Here is a 22,638-nt window from a genome sequence, read left to right as displayed (position 1 = left end):
CCTTCATTGCGGCCATGGAGCACGGCCCGTCCAAGGCTAGAACGTTGTACCTGCACTGAAATTTAACGCCGCGGCCGGGGCGGCTAAATTTCCTCCGTGTCGACTCGTTCACCCCAGGTAGCGACGGCCTCTGTGCCCTCCCTCGACGGCGAACCTACCGAGACCAAGATGACGACACCACGCTGGAAAAAAGCCCTGTACATCAGCCTGGCTGCGGCAGTCGCCGCGGGTGCCGGTCTGGCTGCCTGGTACCATTTCGCGGCCCCTGGCGGCTACTCCCGGGAAGTCGTTCGTCAAGCCAACGACTTGCAGGAACGCATCATCTCGTTCGACAGCCATGTCACCTTGCCGCTGGACTTCGGCAACGAAGGCAGCGAAGCCGACAAGGACGGACCGGGCCGCTTCGACCTGGCCAAGGCTGCCCAAGGGCGGTTGTCTGGCGCGGCGCTGACCATCTTTGCCTGGCCCGAATCCTGGACGGGCGCAAACAGCCCGCATCGCCCCACGCCAGGTTTCGTCGAGGCCGCCCGCCACACCCAGGAAGTGCGCTACAACGCCATCACCGCAATGGTGCGCGACTTCCCCGAACGCGTCGCCATCGCCTACACCCCACAGGACATGCGGCGCTTGCACGGCGAAGGCAAGTTCGCGGTGTTCCTGAGCATGCTCAATGCGTATGCGCTGGGGGACGATATCGACCAGCTCGACCGCTGGGCGGCACGCGGGGTGCGCATGTTCGGCTTCAGCTACGTCGGCAACAACAGCTGGGCCGACTCGTCTCGCCCCTTACCGTTCTTCAATGACACTGTCGATGCGCTCGAGGGTCTGTCCCCCATCGGCAAGCGCGCCGTACAACGGCTCAATGACCTGGGTGTGATCATCGATGTCTCGCAGATGTCCAGCAAGGCGCTGAACCAGGTCATTCAGCTCAGCCGTACTCCGGTGGTGGCGTCGCACTCGGCACCACGGGCCATGGTCGATATCAACCGCAACCTGTCCGACAAGGAAATGCAGTTGATCAAGGAAAGCGGCGGGGTCGTGCAACTGGTCGCGTTCTCCAGCTACCTCAAGCCGCTCAGCGCGCAGACCCAGGAAAAGCTCAATGCCTTGCGTGCCCGCTACGCGCTGCCGCCACTGGCTGACCTGAACTACGCGCTGATGCCTGGCGACCCGGTCATAGCCGGCTGGCCCGAGCAGAAGGTCGGGCAATATGCCAACGAACTCTATGCAATCCTCGAACAGGAGCCGCCAGCGACCCTGAAGGACTACGGTGATGCCATCGATTACACCGTGCGCAAGCTCGGCATAGACCACGTAGGCATCAGCTCGGACTTCAACGAAGGCGGCGGCATCGACGGCTGGCACGACGCCAGCCAAGCACGCAACGTAACGGCCGAACTCATTACCCGCGGCTACTCCGAAGCCGACATCGCCAAGCTTTGGGGTGGCAACTTCCTGCGCGTCTGGGCACAGGTACAGAGCGCCGCCCGCGGTACCGACACTTCACTGCGCTAAGCCATTGGGCACCTTTATGAACGACCGCCGCAATTTTCTCAAAAGGGCCGGCATCCTCGCCGCCGGCCTGCCCCTCGCCAGCCATCTGCTACCCGTTGCCGAGGCCGCCACGCCGATACCGAGCGCCGGCAACCAACGATGGGCCGATTTTCGCCGCCTGTTCGAACTCGACCCAAACTATGCGCACTTCGCCAACTTCCTGATCACCTCTCATCCAAGGCCGGTACGCGAAGCCATCGAGGCCCTGCGTGCACGTTTCGACCGTCACCCGGCGCTGATGGTCGACTGGGATGCCCAGTCGGAGTGGAAGCACGAGGCTGAGGTACGCCAATGGGCGGCACGCTACCTGGAGGTGGCGCCACGCCAGATTGCCCTGACGGGCAGCACTACCGAGGGCCTGGGTTTGATTTATGGCGGCATCAAGCTGGCGCCCGGCCAGGAAATCCTGACCACGGTGCACGAGCATTCCGCCGCACGGCAGACCATGAACTACCGCAGCGCCCGCGATGGCAACCCGGTACGCAGGCTACGCCTGTTCGAGCAACCCTGGCAGGTGAGCACCGACCAGGTGCTGGGTACCGTGCGGGCCGCCATTTCCCCACAAACGCGCGTGCTGGGCATGACCTGGGTACATTCGGGCAGCGGGGTGAAACTGCCGGTTGGCGAAATCGGTGCGCTCGTACGCGAGGTCAATCAGAACAGGGACGAACGCGACCATATCCTGTATGTCATCGACGGGGTTCACGGTTTTGGCGTCGAGGACATGCGCTTCGCCGACCTGAACTGCGACTACTTCATATCCGGGACCCACAAGTGGATGTTCGGCCCCCGCGGGACAGGCATCATCTGCGCCGCATCCTCGGCACTGGGGCAGCTGCAACCGAGCATCGCCACCTTCTCGGAAAACGAAGACTTCGCCACCATCATGAGCCCGGGCGGTTACCACGCCTTCGAGCACCGCTGGGCCCTGGGCAAGGCGTTCGAACTGCACCTGCAAACCGGCAAGGCTGCCGTGCAGGCACGCATCCACGCCCTCAACGACTACCTGAAGCAACAGCTGGAAAGCCTGCCTGCCATCGAACTGGTGACGCCGCGCAGCAGCACCCATTCGGCGGGCTTCACCTTCTTTCGCGGCAAAGGCCAGGATGCCGACGCGCTGGCCAGGTACCTGACTAGCCAACGCATCATCGTCGACGCCGTCTCGCGCGATGCCGGGCCAGTGGTGCGCACTGCGCCGGGTTTGCTGAATACCGAAGCGGAAATCGACCGCTTGGTCGACATACTGCGCCAGCGCCCGCGCGCCTGACAACCCGGGCCCGGCCACACGCGCCCATGCCAACCCTGCACAACGACAACCGACGAGGCTTACCGTGGACCTTCAGCGCATACTCGAAAAACTGTTCGTCAATGCCCATGCCGTCGGCATCGAAGGCGTGTTCCAGTTCGACTTCGGCCAGGGACTCGCCTACTGGTCCGAGGTATGCGCCAACCCCTGCACGGGGGGTGGCTGGCATGAGGCTCCGGACGTCACGATCGAAGTGGCTCAAGATGACTTCCTCGGCATCATGGCGGGCGCTGTCGACGTAGAGGAGCTTTTCGCCAGTGGACGCCTGAAAATAACCGGCAACATGGGCCTGGCGACCCTACTGCCGCAGGTTATCAGCAGCGCGCGGCAAGGCGCGACCACCAGCAAGGCAGCAATGAACCAGCGCTACCCCACGCCAGGACGCTACAGCGAGGAGGTCTCGGCAGCCCAACCCGTGCTGTATGAGGTACAACGCCTGTCACGGGCCGAAATGCCGCCGTCGCGGTTTCACCACGAACACCTTTCAACGGGCGTGCCAGTGGTGCTGAGCGATGCCCTTGGCGACTGGCCGCTGTTCACCATGGGCCGTGACGCTTCGCTGGCCCACTTTGCCGAGCTGCAGGGCATCACCCGGCATGGTGACTACGTGAAGAAGACGTTCTCTACCGACCGCGACTTCCGCACCACCCCCATGGCCGACTTCATCGCTTCGCTCGACAAGCCGGCCAAGCCCGGCGAGCCGCCCGCCTACATGGGCAACAATATCGTGCCGGAAAAGCTGCAGGCTCTGATCCGCTACCCGGACTACTTCGATCGCCAGCGCTTCATTCCACCGCGCATCTGGATCGGTCCCAAAGGCACCCTTACACCCCTGCACCGGGATGACACCGACAACCTGTTCGCCCAGGTCTGGGGGCAGAAATCGTTCATTCTGGCAGCACCGCACCATCGCGCCGCACTGGGCACCTGGTCAACCAGCCCGAAGGGCGGCCTGGACGGCTGCGATTTCAACCCCGATGCCCCCGACTACGAGCGCTTCCCCGAAGCCCTTAAGGTGCCCTTCCTGCGCGTGGTGTTGCAGGCCGGCGACTTGCTGTTCCTGCCCGAGGGCTGGTTCCACCAGGTAGAGTCAGTGTCCACGTCGCTGTCCGTGAACTTCTGGGTAGACTCCGGACGCGGCTGGTAACCGGCGTGACGGCAACCTGATCTTGATGGGCCATTGGCGCAGGCGATGGGCCGCAACGCGGCCCTGACAAAGGTTCAGACTGCCGCGATCAACGCCTCTGCAAAGCGCTGCGCCACGTCATCGATCTGCTCAGCGCTGATGATCAACGGCGGCAGGAAGCGCACCACTGCGCCATGCCGCCCGCCCAGTTCCAGGATCAACCCGCGCTTGAGGCACTCGCGCTGCACCTTGGCCGCCAGCTCTCGGTTGGCCTGTGGATACCCCAAGGCATCCCGCTCGCCCTGCGGCTCCACCAGTTCGACCCCAAGCATCAAGCCACGCCCACGCACATCACCCAATTGCGGATAGTCACGTTGTAATTGCTGTAAGTGCTGACGCAGGCGCAGCCCCATGGCCTCGGCATGCTCGGCCAGGCGATGCTCGACCAGGTAGTGGATCACCGCCGAACCCGCCGCCATGGCCATCTGGTTGCCACGGAAGGTACCGGCATGGGCGCCCGGCTTCCAGGTGTCCAGCCAGTCGCGATAGACGACTACCGCCAGCGGCAGGCTGCCACCGATGGCTTTGGACAAGGTGACCACATCGGGCACGATGCCGGCGTGCTCGAAGGCGAACATGCGCCCGGTACGGGCGAAGCCGCTCTGGATCTCATCGACGATCAACGCCACGCCCGCCTGCTCGGTAATGCGCCGCACGCCCTTGAGCCATTCGATGTCGGCCGGAATTACCCCGCCCTCACCCTGTACCACTTCGAGGATCACGGCGGCGGGCAGCGGCACGCCGCTTTCCGGATCGAGCAGCAGGTTTTCCAGGTAATGCAGGTTGGCCTTGACCCCGGCCTCACCACCCAGGCCGAACGGGCAGCGGTAGTCGTAGGGGTACGGCATGAACTGCACGCCGCTGCTCAGCAACGCACCCAGTGGCTGCTTGGGGCCAAGGCTACCCATCAGACTCAACGCGCCCTGGCTCATGCCATGGTAGGCGCCGTGGAAGGCCAGCACGGTGCTGCGCCCGGTTGCACCACGCACCAGTTTGAGCGCCGCTTCAACGGCGTCGGTACCGGTTGGGCCGCAGAACTGCACCTTGGCCTCGCGACGCAGCGCCTCGGGCAGGATGCCGAACAGGTCCTGGACGAAACGGTCCTTGACCGGTGTGGTCAGGTCGAGTGTATGCAGCGGCAGTTCGTCAGCCAGCACGCGCTGGATTGCCTCGACTACGACCGGGTGATTATGACCCAGGGCCAAGGTGCCAGCGCCGGCCAGGCAGTCGATGAACTGGCGGCCTTCGACGTCTTCGACATGGATGCCCCGGGCGCGCTTGAGCGCCAGCGGGATGCGCCGCGGGTAGCTGCGGGCGTTGGATTCCTGCTGTTGCTGGCGTTGCAGCAAAGGCGAATCGGTGAATTCGTACAAGGGTTGCGGCAAGCTGGCCGGTGCAACCTGGGCAAGGCTGGAAGCGGTGGACATGGGTGAATCCTCGCAAGCAAGCGGATGGGCGGTTATCGCTTTGGAAACGCTTGAGTGGGGGGAGGATTTAGCGGTTGTTACTGGATTTTATTTTTGTCTGTGCCGGCCCTTTCGCGGGTAAACCCGCTCGTAGGAGCGGGTTCACCCGCGAAGAGGCCAGCACAGGCAATAAACATCAATGCACCGGACGCGCCGGTACCCGCAACAAGACCCGCAAGCCGTCACTACGGCTGTCAAAGCGCAGGCTACCGGCACACCGCTGCACGATTGCCTGCACTATCGCCAGCCCCAATCCGCAACCACCACTCTGCCCATTACGCCAGAAGCGCTCGGTCAGGTGCTCCAGGTCCGCTTCGGCAATCCCTGGCCCATGGTCACGCACCATGAAGCCCACTTGGCCGTCTGCCATCTGCACGTCCAGCTCTACAGCTTCATCACCGCCATGACGCAAGGCGTTGTCCAGCAGGTTGCGCAGTGCTGCCACCGCCAACGGTGCCGGCATGCCCAGGTAGATTTGCGTAGCCTCCTCAGGCAGACGCAGCACGATACGCCGGTTGTCGCCGCCGCCCGCATCCTGCATCGCCTGCCGCGCCACCTGCTCGGCGCTGCACTGCACGCCATCCTCGAACGACAGGCTGCCTTCTACCCGCGCCAGCATCAGCAACTGCTCAAGCGTGCGGTGCATGCGGTCGGTGCCCTGCTCGGCATGTTCCAGCGCCTGCTCGCGCACTGCACCGTCGGTCATGCGCGCCACCTGCAGGTGGGTCTTGATCGCGGTCAACGGGCTGCGCAGTTCATGCGCGGCATCGTCGGTCAGGCGCCGCTCCCGCTCGAGGGTCTGGGCAATGCGCAGGAACAGCTGGTTCTGGGTCTCCAGCAACGGCTGTAACTCGCTGGGCATGCCCGCCACCTGCAGCGGCTCGACACTGTCCGCACGCCTGCGGCGCAAGGCATCACGCATGCGGTTGAGCGGCTCCAGGCCCTTGCCAAGGCCGATCCACAACAGCCCCAGGCTGCCAAGCAGGGCCATCAATACCGGCGCCGATGCCGCCAGCAGAATCGACTGGTTCAGCGCCTCGCGCTCCATGTGCCGGTCGGCCGTGGTGATGCGCACATCGCCGTGGTTGTAGGTAAAGGTGCGCCAAAGCGCATCGTCGATGGTCTGGTCACGGAACCCGCTACGCTCGTCGTCCATGGCGCCATCGTGCTTGTGGTTGCTGGCGAGGATCTCGCCACGCAGCGAGCTGACCTGGCAGGCCATGCCGTCCGGTACGCTGAACTGGTCGGCGGAAAAATGCGCCTCCCCGCCCTTGGCAGTCAGCGGCTGCGGCAACTGGTCGATCAACCCGGCGACCATACGCGCCGACGCCACCAGGCGCTGGTCGAGGGAAAACATCATCTGCTGGCGCAGGTCACGCAGCATCCACGCCGCGGCCAGCGCCCAGATGATCACGAAGGCGCTGCCGAGGATCAGGCTCAGGCGTACCCGAAGGCTCATGATGCGGCCTCTTGCGGTGCCTGCGCCGGGCCCAGCCGGTAGCCCAGGCCACGCACGGTCTCGACAATGCCGTTACCCAGCTTGCGACGCAGGTGGTGGATGTGCACATTCAGGGCGTTGCTCTCGACTTCGTCGCTGAAACCATACACGCAGTCTTTCAGTTGCTCGCTGGACAGCACGCGCCCGGGGTTCTGCAGCAGTGCCTGGAGCAGGGCCTGCTCACGGCGGGACAGGTCGACATGCTGGCCGGCCAGGGTCGCCTCGCAGCTACTCGGGTCATAGCGCAGCGGGCCGTGCTCGATCACGTTCACCGCCCGCCCGGCCACCCGCCGCAGCAAAGTATGCAGGCGTGCGGCAAGCTCACGCAGATCGAAGGGCTTGAGCAGGTAATCGTCGGCACCGGCCTGCAGGCCATCGACACGATCAGTGACGGCATCGCGGGCGGTGAGCACCAGTACCGGCAGGGTCTCGCCTTTTTCGCGCAGGCGGCGCAGCAGCTTGAGGCCATCTTCGTCGGGCAGGCCGAGGTCGAGGATCATCACGTCGAACTGCGCGGCCTGCAGCATCGCTCGCGCAGCGGCGGCGTTGCCAACCCGGTCCACGGTCAGACCCTGAGCGGTGAGGCCGGCGCAGATGCCGGCGGCGATCAGGTCGTCGTCCTCGCAGAGCAGAACGTGCATGGTGGGGCTCCCGGAGTGGTGTGGCTGGTATTGCACCTTGGGCGGATTAAGGGGGCATTATGGACCTTTTGGGGAGGGTTGGGGGGAGATCGAGCGCCGCGCGGGTCGCCACCCTGCCCCTCGCAGCCTCAACCCCAATTCCCGAGTTTCTCGAACACAACAGAAACGAAGTCGCCTTTTCCTACAACTGACCCAGAAACCTCTGATCCGAATCCATGATGGGATTTCCCCTGCACGCGCTGTCAGGGAGACACCTCATGTACCTGGATTACCTCGTGCCCTCCTGGCACGAGATCGAGTCACGTGTCATCGCCATGGTGGGCTACCAAAGCGGTGGCCAGTTCCGCACCAGCCTCAATGAAGAAGTCGCCTCGCTGGGCCTCAACCTGCGCCGGATCGAAGCTGTCCGCACAGCCTTCTACCACGCCGAATGGCAGGCGGCGCAGATGCTGCGCCAGCGCTTCGCCGACCTCGACATCAACAGCATCGTCGACGAACTGCTGAGGGTCGTGCAGCAGATGGCGATGATCGTCGCCGGCAGCACCATTACCGGTGGCCTGCTTGGCGCGGGGTTAGGCGCATTCGCCGGCGGCGCCGGAACCATACCGTTCGCTGGCGCAGGCGCGGCCATGGGCCTCAAGGTCAGCGGCTGGATCCTTGGCGCGCTGGGGCTGGCTTCCATTGCCGAGTTCTTCATCGAGGGCTTGCCGCGGATCGGTGAGTACTACGTCGATGGCATCCGCTTCGCCTGGGAAGGCACCTGCGGCAATGAAGGCACCGGCCCGTTCTGCCGGGACGACCCCTATGCGATATCTCGGGCCACGCATCAGATTGCCCAAGGCCATGTGGAAGTCGTGGTGCTGTTGTTGGGGGCGATCGTGTCATACCTCACCCGCGGACGCGGCGATGCCCGAGTGCTGGCCCAGGAGATGGCGGCCAGCCGCAAAGGCGCGCGGCTGGGGCAATGGATGCTCAAGCATGAAGAGGGGTTGAAGAAACGGCCGGATCTGCAAGTGCCGGAGCGGCGCAAAGGGACGATGGATGATCCGCAGCCAGTTCAGCCGAATCGGCAGGCGGGAAAAGACAAGGAGCCCTCGACAGCTAAGCCCGGTAGGATGCCGTTGCATACGGTGGCGTGTTTCAAGGCGGATAAATTGCCAGCGTCGAAGCATGGCGAGTTTGAGCGGCAGTTAAAGGGACAACAAGATGGACTCAATCGGCTGACGGTTGAAGAGTTCCTGGAAAATATTGCAAATCCCATAAAGCGAGATCCGAAAACCGCGAGAAAAGCAAGACAAAAACTGTATGACGACCTAAGGAAAAGAGCTTATAGAAAACTGCCCAAGGACATGAACCCAGTTGAAGCAAGAAAAATTTCAACGATGCAGGCTAAGGAAACGATGTCCTCTCTTGCTGCGCTGCACAATCCAGATCTAATCGCCGGCGGCAAGGATGTCATCTCTGACTTCGGGGATAGGCAAGTAAATTCCACTATAGGTCCCCAATGGAGAAGCAGGGTAGGAGAGCTGACAAGATCAGTCGAAGAGCAAGCCAAAGATGGCCGCGCATCAGGCTTTTTAAATATCAGACTGCACAAATGCTAACAAGATAAGGAGCGCGACAATGGACGAATTTTTCTCCCTCTTCATAGAAGAAATGGGCGAGCCGATTTTCAGGCAGGAGGTGCCACCTTCTAGCATCGAGCGCTACAGCGGTAAATTGCCGAAGAAACTGTTGGAATACTGGGCCGAGCACGGATGGTGCGGATATGGTGATGGAATATTCTGGACGGTCAATCCGCAAGACTACGAGGGCGTAGCCGCCTCCTTCATAGAAGGCACTGCGCTCGAAGGGCGAGATACCTATCATGTCATCGCTCGGGGCGCCTTTGGTGATCTCTATCTGTACGGAGAAAATTCCGGGTTTTCATTAGACATCGTAGCCCACACTTCACAATACTCCGGCAGAGTGAATGAACTTGATGCAGGCAACATGGACAAGGAGGTGCAAGATTTCTTTCTATTGATCGAACGGGAGTCCAACGACTTTGGCGATTTATTCGAGCCTGCATATAACAAATTAGGCAAACTCAATCATGATGAGATGTATGGTTTCGTTCCAGCCTTGGCATTCGGTGGCCCCTGCGATCTTGCTCACCTAGAAAAAGTCAAAGCTGTCGAGCACTTAATACTACTTGCACAGATCTCCACCCTCGACCCCTATAGCTTTTCTGACTTCTAAACACAGTATTGGCCGTGAAAAGCGGCGGATGAGATGCACGGCTTCGTCACGGCGTTGATGCTGGACGCGTCTGCCAGCCTGGCCAATCTTCAGCGGCTGAAGGCCGACGTGCATCTGATTCTGCTAGCGTAGACGGGCGAACTGGGACCCTACGAACTCGATGAAAAGGAAGATGATTAGCACGCGCTTACAACGCTCACTGGCGCAGCGCATCGGGCGAATCGACATCCTGCAGCACGCCGGCATCCTCGACATCCAGCCGGACGCAACGGTCCGCATGGGCCTTCAGCACCGAACGCGCCCCTTCATCACCCTTCAACCGGGCAAGCGCCGGCCAGAAATCGCGCCCGAACAACACCGGATGGCCCTGTCGTCCAGCATGACAAGGCAGGATTATCGTTGACCCACTGGCCTCGCGCGCAAGCAAATCCAGGGTCGCGGACGCCACCCAGGGCATATCACCCAACAGAATCGCTACTGCCTGCGCCTCGCTGTCAGCCAGCGAAGCGGCACCGGCCGCCAGGCTATGGCCCATGCCCAATGTGAAATCCGGACTGGAGACCACCCTGCACCGCGCAGGCAAACCCAGGTCCACGCCTCGCTCCCCTTCACGCAACACCACCCGCACATCATCGAACACTGCGCAGGCGCTCTCTACGCTGTGTACCAGCAAGCTTCGACCGTCAGCCAGCAGCGAACGGCGCTTGTCAGCGCCGAAACGCACACTGCTGCCTGCCGCCAATACCAACGCAACCACGCTCACAGCGTCGCCCGCTCGATGCCATTGCGCGCACGAAGGATATCGGCCAGTACCGCCAGGGCGATCTCGGCCGGGGTCTTGCTGCCCAGGTTCAGGCCAATCGGCGCATGGATGCGCGCCAGCTCGTCGCAACCCAGGCCACCAATTCGCTGCAAGCGTTCGCGACGCTTGTCGGAGGTGGCCTTGGAGCCCATCACGCCGATGTAGAACGCTTCGGTCCGCACGGCTTCAAGCATGGCCAGGTCATCGATTTTTGGATCATGGGTCAATGCCACCACTGCCGTATCGGCATGGCAACCGCCATTGGCGATGAATTCCGACGGCAGCTCGCGGCGCACCTCTATGCCATTCAGCACTACGCCGTCGAGTACTTCGTCACGCGGCTCGCAAAGGATGACCTCAAAACCCAGCCCCCTGCCGAATTCGGCGCAAAAATGCGCCACGCTGGAATAGCCGGCCAGCAGCAGCCGCTGGGCGGCGCCGACACGCAAGCGCACCCGGGCATTTTCCCGCTCGACCCGTGGCCCCTGACTATGGTCATCGAGCAACTGGCGGGTACCCGTAGGCAGGCTCACCTCACGCAGTACCCGGCGCTGGCCCAGCAGCGCACGTTCCAACTCACGCAGATGCGCCTGCACCTCGCATTCAACCGGCAGGTTCTCCACCAGCACTTCCAGCACACCGCCACACGGCAGGCGAACGCGCGAACGCGGGTCGCTGCCGTCGCCATAACGCACGATGGCAACCGGCTCCGGGAATTCCCCGAGGGCCACGCGTTCGAGAAAGTCGTCTTCGACACAGCCACCGGACAGCGAGCCCAGCCACTGGCCGCTGGCGTTGACCGCCAGCAGCGAACCCGGCGCACGCGGCGCCGAGCCGTAGGTGGCGAGCACCGTGCACAACCATACCCGCTGGCCGTTGCAGGACCACTGCAAAGCCTGACGGACCACCTGGAGATCGAGATGCTGCACGCTTTACTCCGCCTTCAGCTCGGCGAGCTGCTGTACGTTCAGGTCGCCGGGCAATCCACCCCAGGCCTGGCGCAGGTAGTTGACCATATCCGTCACCTGTTGGTCATCAAGCTTGTCGGCAAAGCCCGGCATCGGCTGCATGCGCTCGAAGCCGGTGAACTGCTGTTCACGGATGCCCTCGAGGACCACCTTGACCAGATTGCGCGAGTCGGCCTGGCGCAGCACGGTGTTGCCGCGCATGGCCACGGCGATGTGCGGCTTGCCCTCGCCGTCGACCCCATGGCAGCCGGCGCAGACGTTCAGGTACTGCTGGTGGCCCCGCTTGGCACTGTCGCTCATCTGCTCCAGGGCAACGGCCTCGATAGCCTTGGCCGGCGGCGGCTGGTCACCCAGCAGGTAGGTGGCCATGGCCGCAAGGTCTGCATCTTCCAGGTGCTGGGTGCTGTGGTGCACCACCGGGAACATCTCGTTGAACATGCTGCCTTGGGCGCTGATGCCGTGCTTGAGGAAGGTGGTCAGGTCCGGCTGGGTCCAGCCGCGCTCGGCCAGGTCCTGGGCCAGCAGGCTTGGCGCCAGGTAGCCACCCAGCAGGCCGCCGCTCAGGCGTTGGTCCTGCTGCAGCGCACCGATCGGGTTGCGCGGGGTATGGCATTCGCCACAATGGCCCATCACCTCGACCATGTACTGGCCGCGCTGCCAGGCCGGGCTTTTGCCCTCGGTCGGCTGCAGTTGCACGCTCTTGCCATACAGCATGTTCCAGCCGCTGAGCCCCATGCGGACATTGAACGGGAAGCGCAACGCAGTCTGCGGTGCCGGGCGGTTGATCGGCGGTATGGTCATCAGGTAGGCGAGGATCGCGTCCGAGTCTTCACGCTTGATCAGGTGGTACGAGGTGTAAGGCATCGCAGGATAAAGGTTGGCGCCGTCCTTGCGCTTGCCCTCGGTGACTGCGGCGAAGAACTCGTCGGCGCTGTAGTTACCGATGCCGTACTGTTTGTCCGGGGTGATATTGCTGCCATAAATGGTGCCGAACGGCGAATGGATCGGCAGGCCGCCCGCATACGGCGCGCCGCCTTCGGCGGTATGGCAGGCCATGCAGTCGGCCGCGCGGGCCAGGTATTCACCGCGCTTGACCTGCGCATCGTCGGCCGCCAAGGCAAACGAGCTGACAGCCAGCCCGAGGGCCAACGCCGAGGCGCTACGTACGAAGCCCATGTTCAACCCTCCTTGACCAGGCCGAGATCGTTGAGCACCTTGCGGGTGGCATCGTAGTAACGCACGTAGCCTGTGCAGCGGCAGATGTGGTGACCAAGGCTGGCCTCGATGCGGTCTTCCACTTCGCTCTTCTTCAGCGGCTGGCGCTGGGCCGTTTCCACCAGCACGGTTGCGGCGTTGACGAAGCCTGGTGCGCAGTAGCTGCACTGGAAGGCGAACAGGTCGACGAACTTCTGCTGGATCGGGTTGAGCGTCAGGTTGCCGGCCTCGTCTTTTTTGGCATGGCCTTCGATGGTGCGAACCTTCTTGCCTTCGAAGTAATGCGCACCGGTGATGCAGGTGCGCACTTCTTCGCTGGTGCCGTCGGGGTTGTCGACGATTACCACGCAGGCGTGGCAGATGCCTTGGCCGCAACCCAGGCGCGAGCCGGTGAGGTTCTGGTGTTCGTGCAGGTAGTCGATCATCGCCAGGTCCGCAGGGACCTCGACCGGCCCGACCGGTTGACCATTGAGCGTCAGTTGCAGTGGACGGTTAGCCATTGAGGGCCTCCTTGATACGGGCTGGGGTGATGGGGAGATCGCGCACGCGCTTGCCGATGGCATGCGCGACGGCATTGCCGATGGCACCGACGACCGGGATCATCACCACTTCGGCGATGCCCTTGGAGGGGTCGGTCGGTGACAGCGGCGGGAGGATTTCGCTGGTCTGCTGCCACACCGCCACATCGCGCGCATGCGGCAGGCGGTAGCGGTTGAAGTTCCAGTCGCCCTCCCCGGGCCCACCCTCGTACAACGGCATTTCTTCGGTCAGTGCATGGCCAATGCCCATGGCGATACCGCCTTCGAGCTGGCCCTTGACCAGTTCCGGCACCAGCACCCGGCCACACTCGACCCAACTGTGGTGGTTGAGCACCTGCGTCTCCATGGTGCCTTTGTTGACCTTGACCTCGACGATGGTCGCCACCGGGCTGTAGTAGGTGACCATGGCGTTGTTCAGCTGGGTGTCGGGGTAGGCCGCATTCTGCCGGTCGAGCAGGTGATAGCCATGGCTGCCCATCTGCGCCTTCTTGGCATTCACCGCACCATCGCCGTATTTCACCGCCATGGCATCGAGCGGGAAGCGCTCGCGCACGCCATTGATGACAAAGTCGGCCTCGGCCCAGCTCCAGCGGTTGAAGCCGTGCACGCTCACGCCAGTAACCAGCCCCATGTCGTGGGCCTTCTGCGCCAGCTGGACAAACGGAATCGGCGCCAGGCCGTTGCCGGTCAGCTCACCGTTGACCCACACCGCATTTTCACGGCGCACCACCAGCGGGTTGGCCTGGCCGCCGTACGGGCCTTGGCTCCAGATCGCCATGGCCGCCGGCCACAGCCCATGATTGAACAGCACACGCGCCGCTTCGCGGGTGGCATGACTGAAGTAGAAGGCCGAGTTGGTGGCCGACGACGGCGACGCCAGCTTGCCGACCCAGCGCGGATTGCGCAGCGCAGCGTCCTGTTCGGGCTGACTGATCAGGTAGGGGTTGCCGCTGGTGGTCAGCTGCAGCTCCGGCCATTCGGTGACCGCGGTCTTCACCTCGTCGGCCGAACGGCCAAGGAAGTCGCTGATCACCAAAGCCTGGGAGGTGGACATGCCGGTACCCAGCTCGGTGCCGATATGGCGCAGGCTGATGCGGCCATCGGCGCTGAATTCGACACTGGCCATCGGCGCCTCGGAACCTGTGCCGAAGTCCTTCTGGCAGATGGCGAAGCCGACGCCGTACCAGTGGTCCGGGTCCTTGGCGTCCATCTGTTGCTTGCGTGCATCGCGGTTGCGCCACCACTCGTGCACAGCGGCCTTGTCGAGGATCTCGTACAGGCGCAGGGCGCCGGCCGGGACCGCACCCTGGGTGTTCTTCATGCCCGACTTCAGCGCGTTGGCGCGGCGCAGGTCGATGGCATCGACGCCCAGGCGGCCGGCGATCTCATCCACCATCATCTCGGTGGCCGCCATGCTCTGCAGGGTGCCGTAACCGCGCATGGAGCCGGCCTCGACGCCACGGGAATAGTAGGCGGTCACCGACAGGTCGTTCTGTGGCATGTAGTAGATCGACTGCGCTGCCGTGGCGCCCACGGCTGCCACCGACGGGCTGTAGTTGATGCGCCCGCCGCCGTCGCAGCTCATGTCGGCGCGGAAGATCTTGAAGCTGTTGTCCTTCTTGTCCACCGCCAGCTGGTAGCGGATATCGAAGGCATGGCGCTTGATACCGCTCTGGAACTGCTCGTAGCGGTCGTTGGCCAGGCGGATCGGCACGCCGGCGCCGTAAAGCGCAGCCACCGCGGCATAGAAGACGAAGATGTTGTTGTCTTTTGAGCCATAGCCCACGGTATAGCCCGGATGCATGTTCAGCGTGTTCAGGGCAAAGCGCGACGGCTTGATCATGTGCACGCATTCCTGCGCCACTTCGAACGGGCACTGGGTGGCGACCACGAAGTGCAGCGTGCCCGTGGCCGGGTCATACCAGCCGTTGCCGTTGTCCGGCTCCAGCGCGGCAGGTTCGATGGACGGCGTCTTGTAGCGCTCGTCGAACACCAGCCAGTCCTCGGGCGGGTTGTCCAGTTGCTCGGCCATGCGCTTGGCGTAGAACAACCCCTGCTCGGTCAGGTCGCCGTGCTGGTTGGGCTGCTTCGACCACACCGGCTTGCGGTTGAGAATGGTGGGGAACAGCATGGAGTTCTTCAGGCTGGAGAACTCATCGTCGTCGAACGGAGTGGCGCCACCCACCCGCACGAAGCGGAAGCTGCCATAAGGGTCGCGCTGGTACAGCGGCGCCTGGGCACCGTAGCGGATCGCCTGCTGATTGAACTGCAGCTTGCGCTTGGCCTGGCGGAAGCGCTCGAAGTCGTGCCAGATCAGGATCGCCACCGGGTGGCCGATGAACATCGGCACCTTGCCGGGCGGCAGCAGCGGGTCGGGCGAATGGGCCTCGGGCCAGGCAATGCCGTCCTGTTCGAGGTCGGCGGCGGTGACGATGCGGTCCGGCTGCAGGTCGGTGCCGAGCAGGCTGAGGTCATGGCCGGCATAAATCCGGTCGACCTTGGTCGCCTTGAGCAGCAGCGCATGACCTTGCTGCGCGGGCCAGCCGGGCATGTCCTTGGCGCGGATGTCGCGGGCGAACACTTTGTCGCCGCAGACCTTGGACAAGGCATCGTTACGGAAACGCGCCTTGCCGTCGTGGTTCATCCACTTCTGTGGCGAGGTGGTGACGCGCTCCTCCATCAACGCGGCGAAGGCCTGGCTGCCAAGTGGCGCCATGGTCACGCCGACACCAGCGATCAGGCCGCCTTGCAGGAAGGCGCGCCGGGAAATATCACGGTTGGACATGCTTGATCCTCTGGGCAGTTGGGGCCTGCCCTTTCTTTTGATTCTTGGCCTGGCTTGTAAAAGCTGACCTTGGCGTCAACTTTACAGCAATTGGGTGGGTATAGGCAAAGTCAAGTCGACAATGTGTCGCGGTGTGTATAGGGCAAGAGGCGGAATTCGCGCGTTGGCGGGTAGGTGTTTGGCGGGAGATTTTCAGCGCCTGGTAGGTGTTCGCCGCGAGAGTTTCAGCGCCTGGTAGGTGTTCGCCGCGAGAGTTTCAGCGCCTGGTAGGTGTTCGCCGCGAGAGTTTCAGCGCCTGGTAGGTGTTCGCCGCGAGAGTTTCAGCGCCTGGTAGGTGTTCGCCGCGAGAGTTTCAGCGCCTGGTAGGTGTTCGCCGCGAGAGTTTCAGCGCCTGTGAGATCGAGCGCCGCCCGCGCGGCGCTTCGCGGGTAAACCCGCTCCTACGTTTGTTTCGGGCCAATTATTCCTGTGAGATTTGCGCGCGACCGCCTTGGCGCATGTCTCGATATCGCGTCGTACAAACAAGGCGGTCGCGCGCGACTGGTGCAGGAGGGACTGGCCCGAAACAAACGTAGGAGCGGGTTTACCCGCGAAGCGCCGCGCGGGCGGCGCTCGATCTCGCAGGCGCTGAAACTCTCCCGGCAAACACCTCAAAATTCCAACGCCGCCCCCCTCGAAAATCCAACAACGAAGACCCTGCAAATCCAGAACCAAACTCTTACTACTCCCTGACCACCCCAACCCCAACACCCGCGTTAACCTTCATTTAATCAACCCCAGCCAGCATGGCCCCATTCCCAGATCTGCCAAGGCGAAGACATGCGCGTTCTCCTGCTCTTCCTCACACTCCTACTGGCCGGCCCGTTGCAAGCCAACCCGTTCGATGTGAAACCAGACTTCCTGCCGGTTGACCAAGCCTTCGTGCTCACCCACGACCGCCAGGCCGACGGCCAGATGCGCCTGTACTTCCAGATCAAGCCGGGCTACTACCTGTACCAGAAGCGCCTGAAGTTCGATGGCCTGCCCACCGAGCAACACCCGCAACTGCCACCGGCACTCAACCATCACGACGAGTTCTTCGGCGACAGCGCGGTATACCGCGACCAGCTTGAACTGCTATTGCCTGCCAACGCCCAGGGTCAGTTGCGCCTGGGCTGGCAGGGCTGCGCCGACGCCGGCCTGTGCTACCCGCCGCAAACCACCTCGATCGACTTGGGTGGCAGCGTAACGCCGGCCGCCGAGCAAGCCAGCGACCAGGCCCTGGCCAGCGGCCTGCAACAAGGCCACCTGGCCTGGAGCCTGCTGGCGTTCTTCGGCCTTGGCCTGCTGCTGGCGTTTACCCCCTGCTCGCTGCCGATGCTGCCGATCCTGGCCGGGCTGGTGCTGGGCAATGGCGCCAGCGCCCGCCGTGGCTGGCTGCTGGCCGGGGTCTATGTGCTGAGCATGGCCCTGGTGTACGCCGGGCTCGGGGTGGTTGCTGCCCTGCTGGGTGCCAGCCTGCAAGCCTGGCTGCAGCAACCCTGGCTGCTGGGCAGCCTGGCGGGGCTGTTCGTGCTGCTGGCACTGCCGATGTTCGGTGCCTTCGAACTGCAACTGCCTGCCGCCCTGCGCGACCGCCTGGACCGCGCCGGGCAAGGTACCCGTGGCGGCAACCTGTATGGCGCGGCATTGCTCGGGGCGTTGTCCGGCCTGTTACTCGGCCCGTGCATGACTGCGCCGTTGGCCGGTGCGCTGCTGTACATCGCGCAGAGCGGCGACGTGCTGCAAGGCGCGCTGGTGCTGTTCAGCCTCGGCCTGGGCATGGGCGTGCCGCTGCTGTTGCTGGTAACCCTGGGCAACCGTTATCTGCCGCGCCCGGGTGCGTGGATGAACCGGGTCAAGGGTGTGTTCGGTTTCGTGTTCCTGGCCATGGCGCTGTACACCGTGCGCAGCCTGCTGCCTGCGACCTTGCTGCTGGCACTGAGCGGCGCCTGGCTGATCGCCCTGGCCTGGGCTGCCTGGCCGGCCCTGCAGCGGCTGCCGGCATTGCGTGCAGTGCCATTGCTCGGCGCGCTGTGGGGTGGCTTGTTGCTGGTCGGTGCGGCAGCAGGCGGCGACGACCTCTGGCAGCCACTACGCCCGTTCGCCGGTGGCGTCGCCGCGACAGCCCCAAGCCAACACGCCGAAGACCGCTTCGTCACCGTCAGCCGCCCCGAAGACCTGCAACGTGAGCTGGATGCGGCCAAAGCCCGCGGCCAGTGGGTGATGCTCGACTACTATGCCGACTGGTGCGTGTCGTGCAAAGTCATGGAAAAACAGGTGTTCGCCCGCAGCGACGTGCAGACCGGCCTGGCCGGCGTGCACCTGCTGCGCCTGGACGTGACCGCCGACAGCCCGGCCAGCAAAGCCCTGCTGCAGCGCTACCAAGTACCCGGCCCGCCCAGCATCATCTGGATCGGCCCGGAAGGCGAAGAACGCCGCGCGCGGCGCATCACCGGTGAGGTGGACGCAGCAGCGTTCCAGCAACACTGGGTCCAGACCAGGAGCCAAGGCTGATGCTGACCGTAACACTCGGGCCACTGACCATGGCCCTCAACCACCTGCTGATGCTCACCGCCCTGGTGATCGCCAGCGTGGTCGGCTGGTGGGTCGCCCGACGTGGCGGCGAGAGCCCGGAATCGGCGCTGTTCAACCTGTTCCTGATCGGCCTGCTGTGTGCCCGCGCCGGCTTCGTACTGGCCTACTGGCCGATGTACCGGGACGACCCGCTGCAAATCATCGACATCCGTGACGGCGGCTTCCTGTTCTGGTCGGGCCTTGCCGGCATCGTGCTCGGAGCCCTGTGGCAGGGCTGGCGCCACCCCGGTCTGCGCCGCCCGCTAGGCTGGGCGCTGTTCAGCGGCGCACTGTTCTGGGGCCTGGCCAGCCTCGGCGGCCACCTGTACAGCAAAGGCACCGAACTGCCCGAACTGAGCCTGCGCAACGCCGGCGGCCAGGCCGTGGCATTGCACAGCTACCGCGGCAAGCCGCTGGTCATCAACATCTGGGCCACCTGGTGCCCGCCGTGTCGGCGTGAGATGCCAGTGCTGCAACAGGCACAAAGCGATTACCCGCACGTGACCTTCCTGTTCGTCAACCAGGGCGAGACCCCGGAAAACGTCAGCACCTTCCTCGCCACCACCGGCCTGAGCCTGACCCACGTGCTGTTCGACGGCACCGGCCTGCTGGCCCAGCGTGTCGGCTCCATGGCCTTGCCCACCACCCTGTTCTACGACGCCAACGGGCGGCTGGTCGGCAGCCACCTGGGCGAACTGTCCCGGGCCAGCCTGCGCCACGCCCTGGAACCTTTCGACCGGGCCATTGCGCCCGCCCCTGCCGCACAAGGAAACTGACATGCGATTGACTGCACTGCTGCCCCTGTCCCTGGCCCTGCTGACCGCCCCTGCCCTGCAAGCCGAAGAACTGCCCAAGGCGGTTCAGCAACTGCAAGCCAAAGGCGCCGTGATCAAGGGCAGCTTCGATGCGCCCAACGGCCTGCGCGGTTATGCCGCCGAGTACCAAAACAACGCCCTGGCCCTGTACCTGACCCCCGACGGCAAGCACGTGCTGGTCGGCAGCCTGTTCGACGAACAGGGCAAGGACCTGAGCGCCGAGCCGCTGCAAAAGCTGGTATACGCGCCGATGAGCAAGGAAATCTGGGCGAAAATGGAAAAGACCGCGTGGATCGCCGATGGCAAGGCCGACGCGCCGCGCAAGGTGTACCTGTTCAGCGACCCGAACTGCCCGTACTGCAACATGTTCTGGGAACAGGCGCGGCCCTGGGTGGAGTCGGGCAAGGTGCAGTTGCGCCATATCATGGTCGGCATCATCCGCGAGGACAGCCCGGGCAAGTCAGCGGCACTGCTGGCGGCGAAAGACCCGTCCAAGGCACTGCAACAGCATGAGAAGGCCGGCAAGGCCAGCACCCTGAAGGCGCTGGAACAGGTGCCAGAGGCTGTGCAACAGAAACTGGCGGCGAACATGGCGTTGATGGAAGAGATGGGGTTGCAGGCGACCCCAGCCATTTTCTATCAGGATGAGCAAGGCAACCTGCAAAGCCAGCAAGGGGCACCACGGCCGGAGATGCTGGGGAAGATTCTGGGCAAGCGCTAGTGCATGTGGTGGGGCACAGATCGAGCGCCACGAAGCAGGTGACGCGGGGCATGGCACCGGCTACGCCGGTGTTCGCGAGTGAACCCGCTCCTACGGGGCTCGCGCTAACGGCTGGATTTTGCGCCAGGCATGTGATCGCAAGGCCTGCGCGGTCGGGCGTAGGAGCGGGTTTACCCGCGAAAGGGCCGGACCTACTGGCCAATTTCCACCAGCCGTTCACCGTTGCCGCCGCCACTGTATTCGCGGGTAAACCCGCTCCTACGCTGATCGGGGGTGGAGACACATTGGTGATTGGACGCAGGCCGTTCTTTCGCAAGCAGTAAATCTCCCGGCCCGGCAAATCTACCCCGCGCAGATTTCAATCTGCCACTCAACAAATCTAGCAACAATTATTCGGCACCCCCTGTCGTTAAACATCGTCTGCTTGCTTCCCTTACTCAAATCCCACACACACGCACAACAAAGAACACTCGGGCGCTCACAACAGAGCGTTCGAGCATCAAAAACAGAAACTTCTTACACAATTAGAAGAAAAAATAAGTCCCAAAAAACATTATCAGGTTTAAGTAAGACCCTTCTGAAGAATTTTCCCACAAAAATAGCTTTAAACCGAACACTCTAATATCACGCCCAGCCACGCCATCCCCACCGAAAGCTTGACTTGAAACAACCGAACGCCTAAACCTCCATACCCGTACATTTCAGACCACACCAAAAACCAGGAGACACTCATGAAAAATCAATATGGCATTAGCCTCATGGCATTGGCTTCGACACTCACTGCGAAATCAAACAACACGCAACCATGACACCAAAATGGTCTACTCATGAACCCAAACCACTGTATCCGCAGCGCAAAAAAAATCACGACCATCACAAAAATCTTGACCACTGAGCACTTGAGGGAGCCCACATCGCTTCTTTGGTCAGCGCTGGCCCCTTGCATACTCTTCATCATCACCCAGCCAACGCATGCAGCCTCGACCTATACCGCTTCAGCCGCCTGGTTCTACTCATACATCTCTGCCACCCTCGCGTTCTTTGGATTCAGCTTCTACCTCATCGGCAGGAGGGAAAGTGGCTTCACGCGGTCCTTCATCTACCAACACAGCGCAATCAAGCTATTCCTGACGGCCCACACACTCAGCTATTTCTTATTGAGCTCACTGTACGCCACGCTTTTCTACCTCTTAACCAAACCCTTACGAGGTCACTACTCACTTCCTGAATACCTCTATCTGATGGCATGCTTCTACACCAGCTACCTCATGTTCACCTGTATCGGCCTGGGGATCGCTGCGCTGCCGATAAAATTCAGCACGGCCAGCACCCTTTTTTCGCTCATGTCATTTCTCATGCTGGTCTCCGGATACAACGGCGCCACAATGGGGCACGATGCTTCGCAGGCGCTAACGCTGATCAACCCGCTCTTTTTAAGCGCGCAGATCTTCCATGGCGAAATGCCCCTTCTCAACAGTTTCCTGATTGCACTTTCGGCCTCTGCAGCCTCGACATATCTGACTGGAAGGTATTTCAGAATTCAACCCATATGGAGCCGATACTGATGGACATTTTAACTATAAACAACCTTCACTTCGGATACAGCGGAAACCCGCTGCTGAACGACATTGAACTCACTATAAAGGCGGGGGAACTGGTCGGTATTCTGGGCAACAACGGGGCCGGAAAGACAACCCTTTTCGACCTCATCTGTAAAATAAAGAAACCGGCGAAAGGCGCCATTTTCAATGTATCCAGGCGTCAGGCCTATTTGACCCAAATCCTTACACCGCCCCCCTTACTGCGCATGGACGAAGCGGGCAAGCTAATCACCAGCCTGACCCCCAACGTTTCCCCAGATCACACAGAGATTCTCTCGAAACTAGCCAAATGGTCCCCGTCACTGTCCAAGCGATATGCAGAAATTGCCAAGAAAAAAGCCGCCAATTGCAGCTACGGTGAAATTCGCAGCTACTTCACGCTGACCTTGTTGCTTTTAAACAGTGACTTGATCATTCTTGACGAGCCAACGGCTGGCGTAGACCCTGAATTTCGACACTATATATGGCTCGGTATAAAAAGCGCGTGCGCGGAAGGCGCGAGCGTGCTGATAGCTTCTCATTACACAGAGGAAATCACGAAAAACTGCCAGCGCTTTTATATGCTCGCAAACAAGCGACTGGAAGCGTTTGACAGTGGTGGACAGTTCATGGAACGCCACCATGCCAAATCGCTGGATGAAGCCTTTATCAATGCTTCGGTCTAGGTACCGTGGCCATTGAGAGGGGGCGCCAAGCGCCCCTGCC

19 protein-coding genes are annotated in these 22,638 nt (G+C 62.5%); 11 read left to right on the top strand and 8 right to left on the bottom strand.

Annotated features, from left to right (window positions below; genetic code table 11):
- The first annotated feature begins 168 nt into the window (after positions 1–168).
- From ACZ889_RS12200 to ACZ889_RS12190, 3 genes are all read left to right on the top strand, one after another.
- On the top strand, positions 169–1,515 hold the full coding sequence (locus tag ACZ889_RS12200; protein WP_004573661.1) for a dipeptidase: 1,347 nt from the start codon (positions 169–171) through the stop codon (positions 1,513–1,515).
- Positions 1,516–1,531: 16 nt separating this feature from the next.
- A complete protein-coding gene (gene pvdN, locus ACZ889_RS12195) occupies positions 1,532–2,821 on the top strand; it encodes a pyoverdine-tailoring periplasmic protein PvdN (RefSeq protein WP_180688599.1) in 1,290 nt (429 codons plus the stop codon).
- Between the two features lie 64 nt (positions 2,822–2,885).
- Positions 2,886–4,007 (top strand): cupin-like domain-containing protein, encoded by a 1,122-nt coding sequence (locus tag ACZ889_RS12190; protein WP_047604120.1) that lies wholly within the window; start codon positions 2,886–2,888, stop codon positions 4,005–4,007.
- 74 nt (positions 4,008–4,081) lie between these two features.
- Here ACZ889_RS12190 and ACZ889_RS12185 read toward each other — a convergent pair whose 3' ends face one another.
- The 3 genes from ACZ889_RS12185 to ACZ889_RS12175 all read right to left on the bottom strand — a co-directional run bounded on the left by ACZ889_RS12185 (position 4,082) and on the right by ACZ889_RS12175 (position 7,651).
- Positions 4,082–5,473 carry an aspartate aminotransferase family protein gene (locus tag ACZ889_RS12185; protein WP_014859274.1) on the bottom strand — a complete coding sequence of 464 codons (1,392 nt, stop codon included), beginning with the start codon at positions 5,471–5,473 and terminating at the stop codon, positions 4,082–4,084.
- Between the two features lie 175 nt (positions 5,474–5,648).
- On the bottom strand, positions 5,649–6,971 hold the full coding sequence (locus tag ACZ889_RS12180; protein ID WP_003254253.1) for an ATP-binding protein: 1,323 nt from the start codon (positions 6,969–6,971) through the stop codon (positions 5,649–5,651).
- Positions 6,968–7,651: a response regulator gene (locus tag ACZ889_RS12175; RefSeq protein WP_004576176.1), complete on the bottom strand. Its 684-nt coding sequence runs from the start codon at positions 7,649–7,651 to the stop codon at positions 6,968–6,970. Before ACZ889_RS12175 ends, ACZ889_RS12180 begins: the two co-directional genes overlap by 4 nt.
- Positions 7,652–7,908: 257 nt before the next feature.
- Between ACZ889_RS12175 and ACZ889_RS12170 the strand changes: the two genes are divergently transcribed.
- From ACZ889_RS12170 to ACZ889_RS12160, 3 genes are read left to right on the top strand one after another with little or no spacing between them, the layout of a single operon-like run.
- On the top strand, positions 7,909–9,255 hold the full coding sequence (locus ACZ889_RS12170; protein WP_476257403.1) for a DUF6861 domain-containing protein: 1,347 nt from the start codon (positions 7,909–7,911) through the stop codon (positions 9,253–9,255).
- 19 nt (positions 9,256–9,274) lie between these two features.
- On the top strand, positions 9,275–9,892 hold the full coding sequence (locus tag ACZ889_RS12165; protein ID WP_476257402.1) for a GAD-like domain-containing protein: 618 nt from the start codon (positions 9,275–9,277) through the stop codon (positions 9,890–9,892).
- Positions 9,893–9,925: 33 nt separating this feature from the next.
- Positions 9,926–10,024 (top strand): hypothetical protein, encoded by a 99-nt coding sequence (locus ACZ889_RS12160; RefSeq protein ID WP_019750823.1) that lies wholly within the window; start codon positions 9,926–9,928, stop codon positions 10,022–10,024.
- Between the two features lie 64 nt (positions 10,025–10,088).
- Here the strand turns inward: ACZ889_RS12160 and ACZ889_RS12155 are convergent, their stop codons facing one another.
- The 5 genes from ACZ889_RS12155 to ACZ889_RS12135 are packed head-to-tail and all read right to left on the bottom strand — an operon-like array spanning position 10,089 to position 16,201.
- The gene (locus ACZ889_RS12155; protein WP_121783109.1) at positions 10,089–10,655 is read right to left on the bottom strand and encodes a nucleotidyltransferase family protein; all 567 of its coding nucleotides are present in this window, start codon (positions 10,653–10,655) and stop codon (positions 10,089–10,091) included.
- On the bottom strand, positions 10,652–11,623 hold the full coding sequence (locus ACZ889_RS12150) for an XdhC family protein (protein WP_014859278.1): 972 nt from the start codon (positions 11,621–11,623) through the stop codon (positions 10,652–10,654). Before ACZ889_RS12150 ends, ACZ889_RS12155 begins: the two co-directional genes overlap by 4 nt.
- Positions 11,624–11,626: 3 nt before the next feature.
- On the bottom strand, positions 11,627–12,838 hold the full coding sequence (locus ACZ889_RS12145) for a cytochrome c (RefSeq protein WP_003254263.1): 1,212 nt from the start codon (positions 12,836–12,838) through the stop codon (positions 11,627–11,629).
- A 2-nt stretch (positions 12,839–12,840) separates the two neighbouring features.
- Positions 12,841–13,377: a (2Fe-2S)-binding protein gene (locus tag ACZ889_RS12140; protein ID WP_003254265.1), complete on the bottom strand. Its 537-nt coding sequence runs from the start codon at positions 13,375–13,377 to the stop codon at positions 12,841–12,843.
- Complete coding sequence (locus ACZ889_RS12135) at positions 13,370–16,201, bottom strand: xanthine dehydrogenase family protein molybdopterin-binding subunit (RefSeq protein WP_476257401.1); 2,832 nt, start codon at positions 16,199–16,201, stop codon at positions 13,370–13,372. Before ACZ889_RS12135 ends, ACZ889_RS12140 begins: the two co-directional genes overlap by 8 nt.
- Before the next feature lie 819 nt (positions 16,202–17,020).
- Between ACZ889_RS12135 and dsbD the strand changes: the two genes are divergently transcribed.
- The 5 genes from dsbD to ACZ889_RS12110 all read left to right on the top strand — a co-directional run bounded on the left by dsbD (position 17,021) and on the right by ACZ889_RS12110 (position 22,598).
- Positions 17,021–18,736, top strand: a complete 1,716-nt coding sequence (dsbD, locus tag ACZ889_RS12130) for a protein-disulfide reductase DsbD (RefSeq protein ID WP_047604131.1) — start codon at positions 17,021–17,023, stop codon at positions 18,734–18,736.
- Positions 18,736–19,572 (top strand): TlpA disulfide reductase family protein, encoded by an 837-nt coding sequence (locus ACZ889_RS12125; protein WP_047604132.1) that lies wholly within the window; start codon positions 18,736–18,738, stop codon positions 19,570–19,572. The genes dsbD and ACZ889_RS12125 overlap by 1 nt, the downstream gene beginning before the upstream one ends.
- Position 19,573: 1 nt before the next feature.
- Entirely contained in the window at positions 19,574–20,332 is a 759-nt protein-coding gene (gene dsbG, locus ACZ889_RS12120; protein WP_060539010.1) for a thiol:disulfide interchange protein DsbG, read from the top strand.
- An 827-nt stretch (positions 20,333–21,159) separates the two neighbouring features.
- Positions 21,160–21,897 carry a hypothetical protein gene (locus tag ACZ889_RS12115; RefSeq protein WP_180688606.1) on the top strand — a complete coding sequence of 246 codons (738 nt, stop codon included), beginning with the start codon at positions 21,160–21,162 and terminating at the stop codon, positions 21,895–21,897.
- A complete protein-coding gene (locus tag ACZ889_RS12110; RefSeq protein WP_180688607.1) occupies positions 21,897–22,598 on the top strand; it encodes an ATP-binding cassette domain-containing protein in 702 nt (233 codons plus the stop codon). Before ACZ889_RS12115 ends, ACZ889_RS12110 begins: the two co-directional genes overlap by 1 nt.
- Positions 22,599–22,638: the final 40 nt, after the last annotated feature.

The sequence above is a fragment of the Pseudomonas sp. TE3895 genome (assembly GCF_056278855.1).
This window is presented reverse-complemented; position numbering and strand designations above follow the sequence as displayed.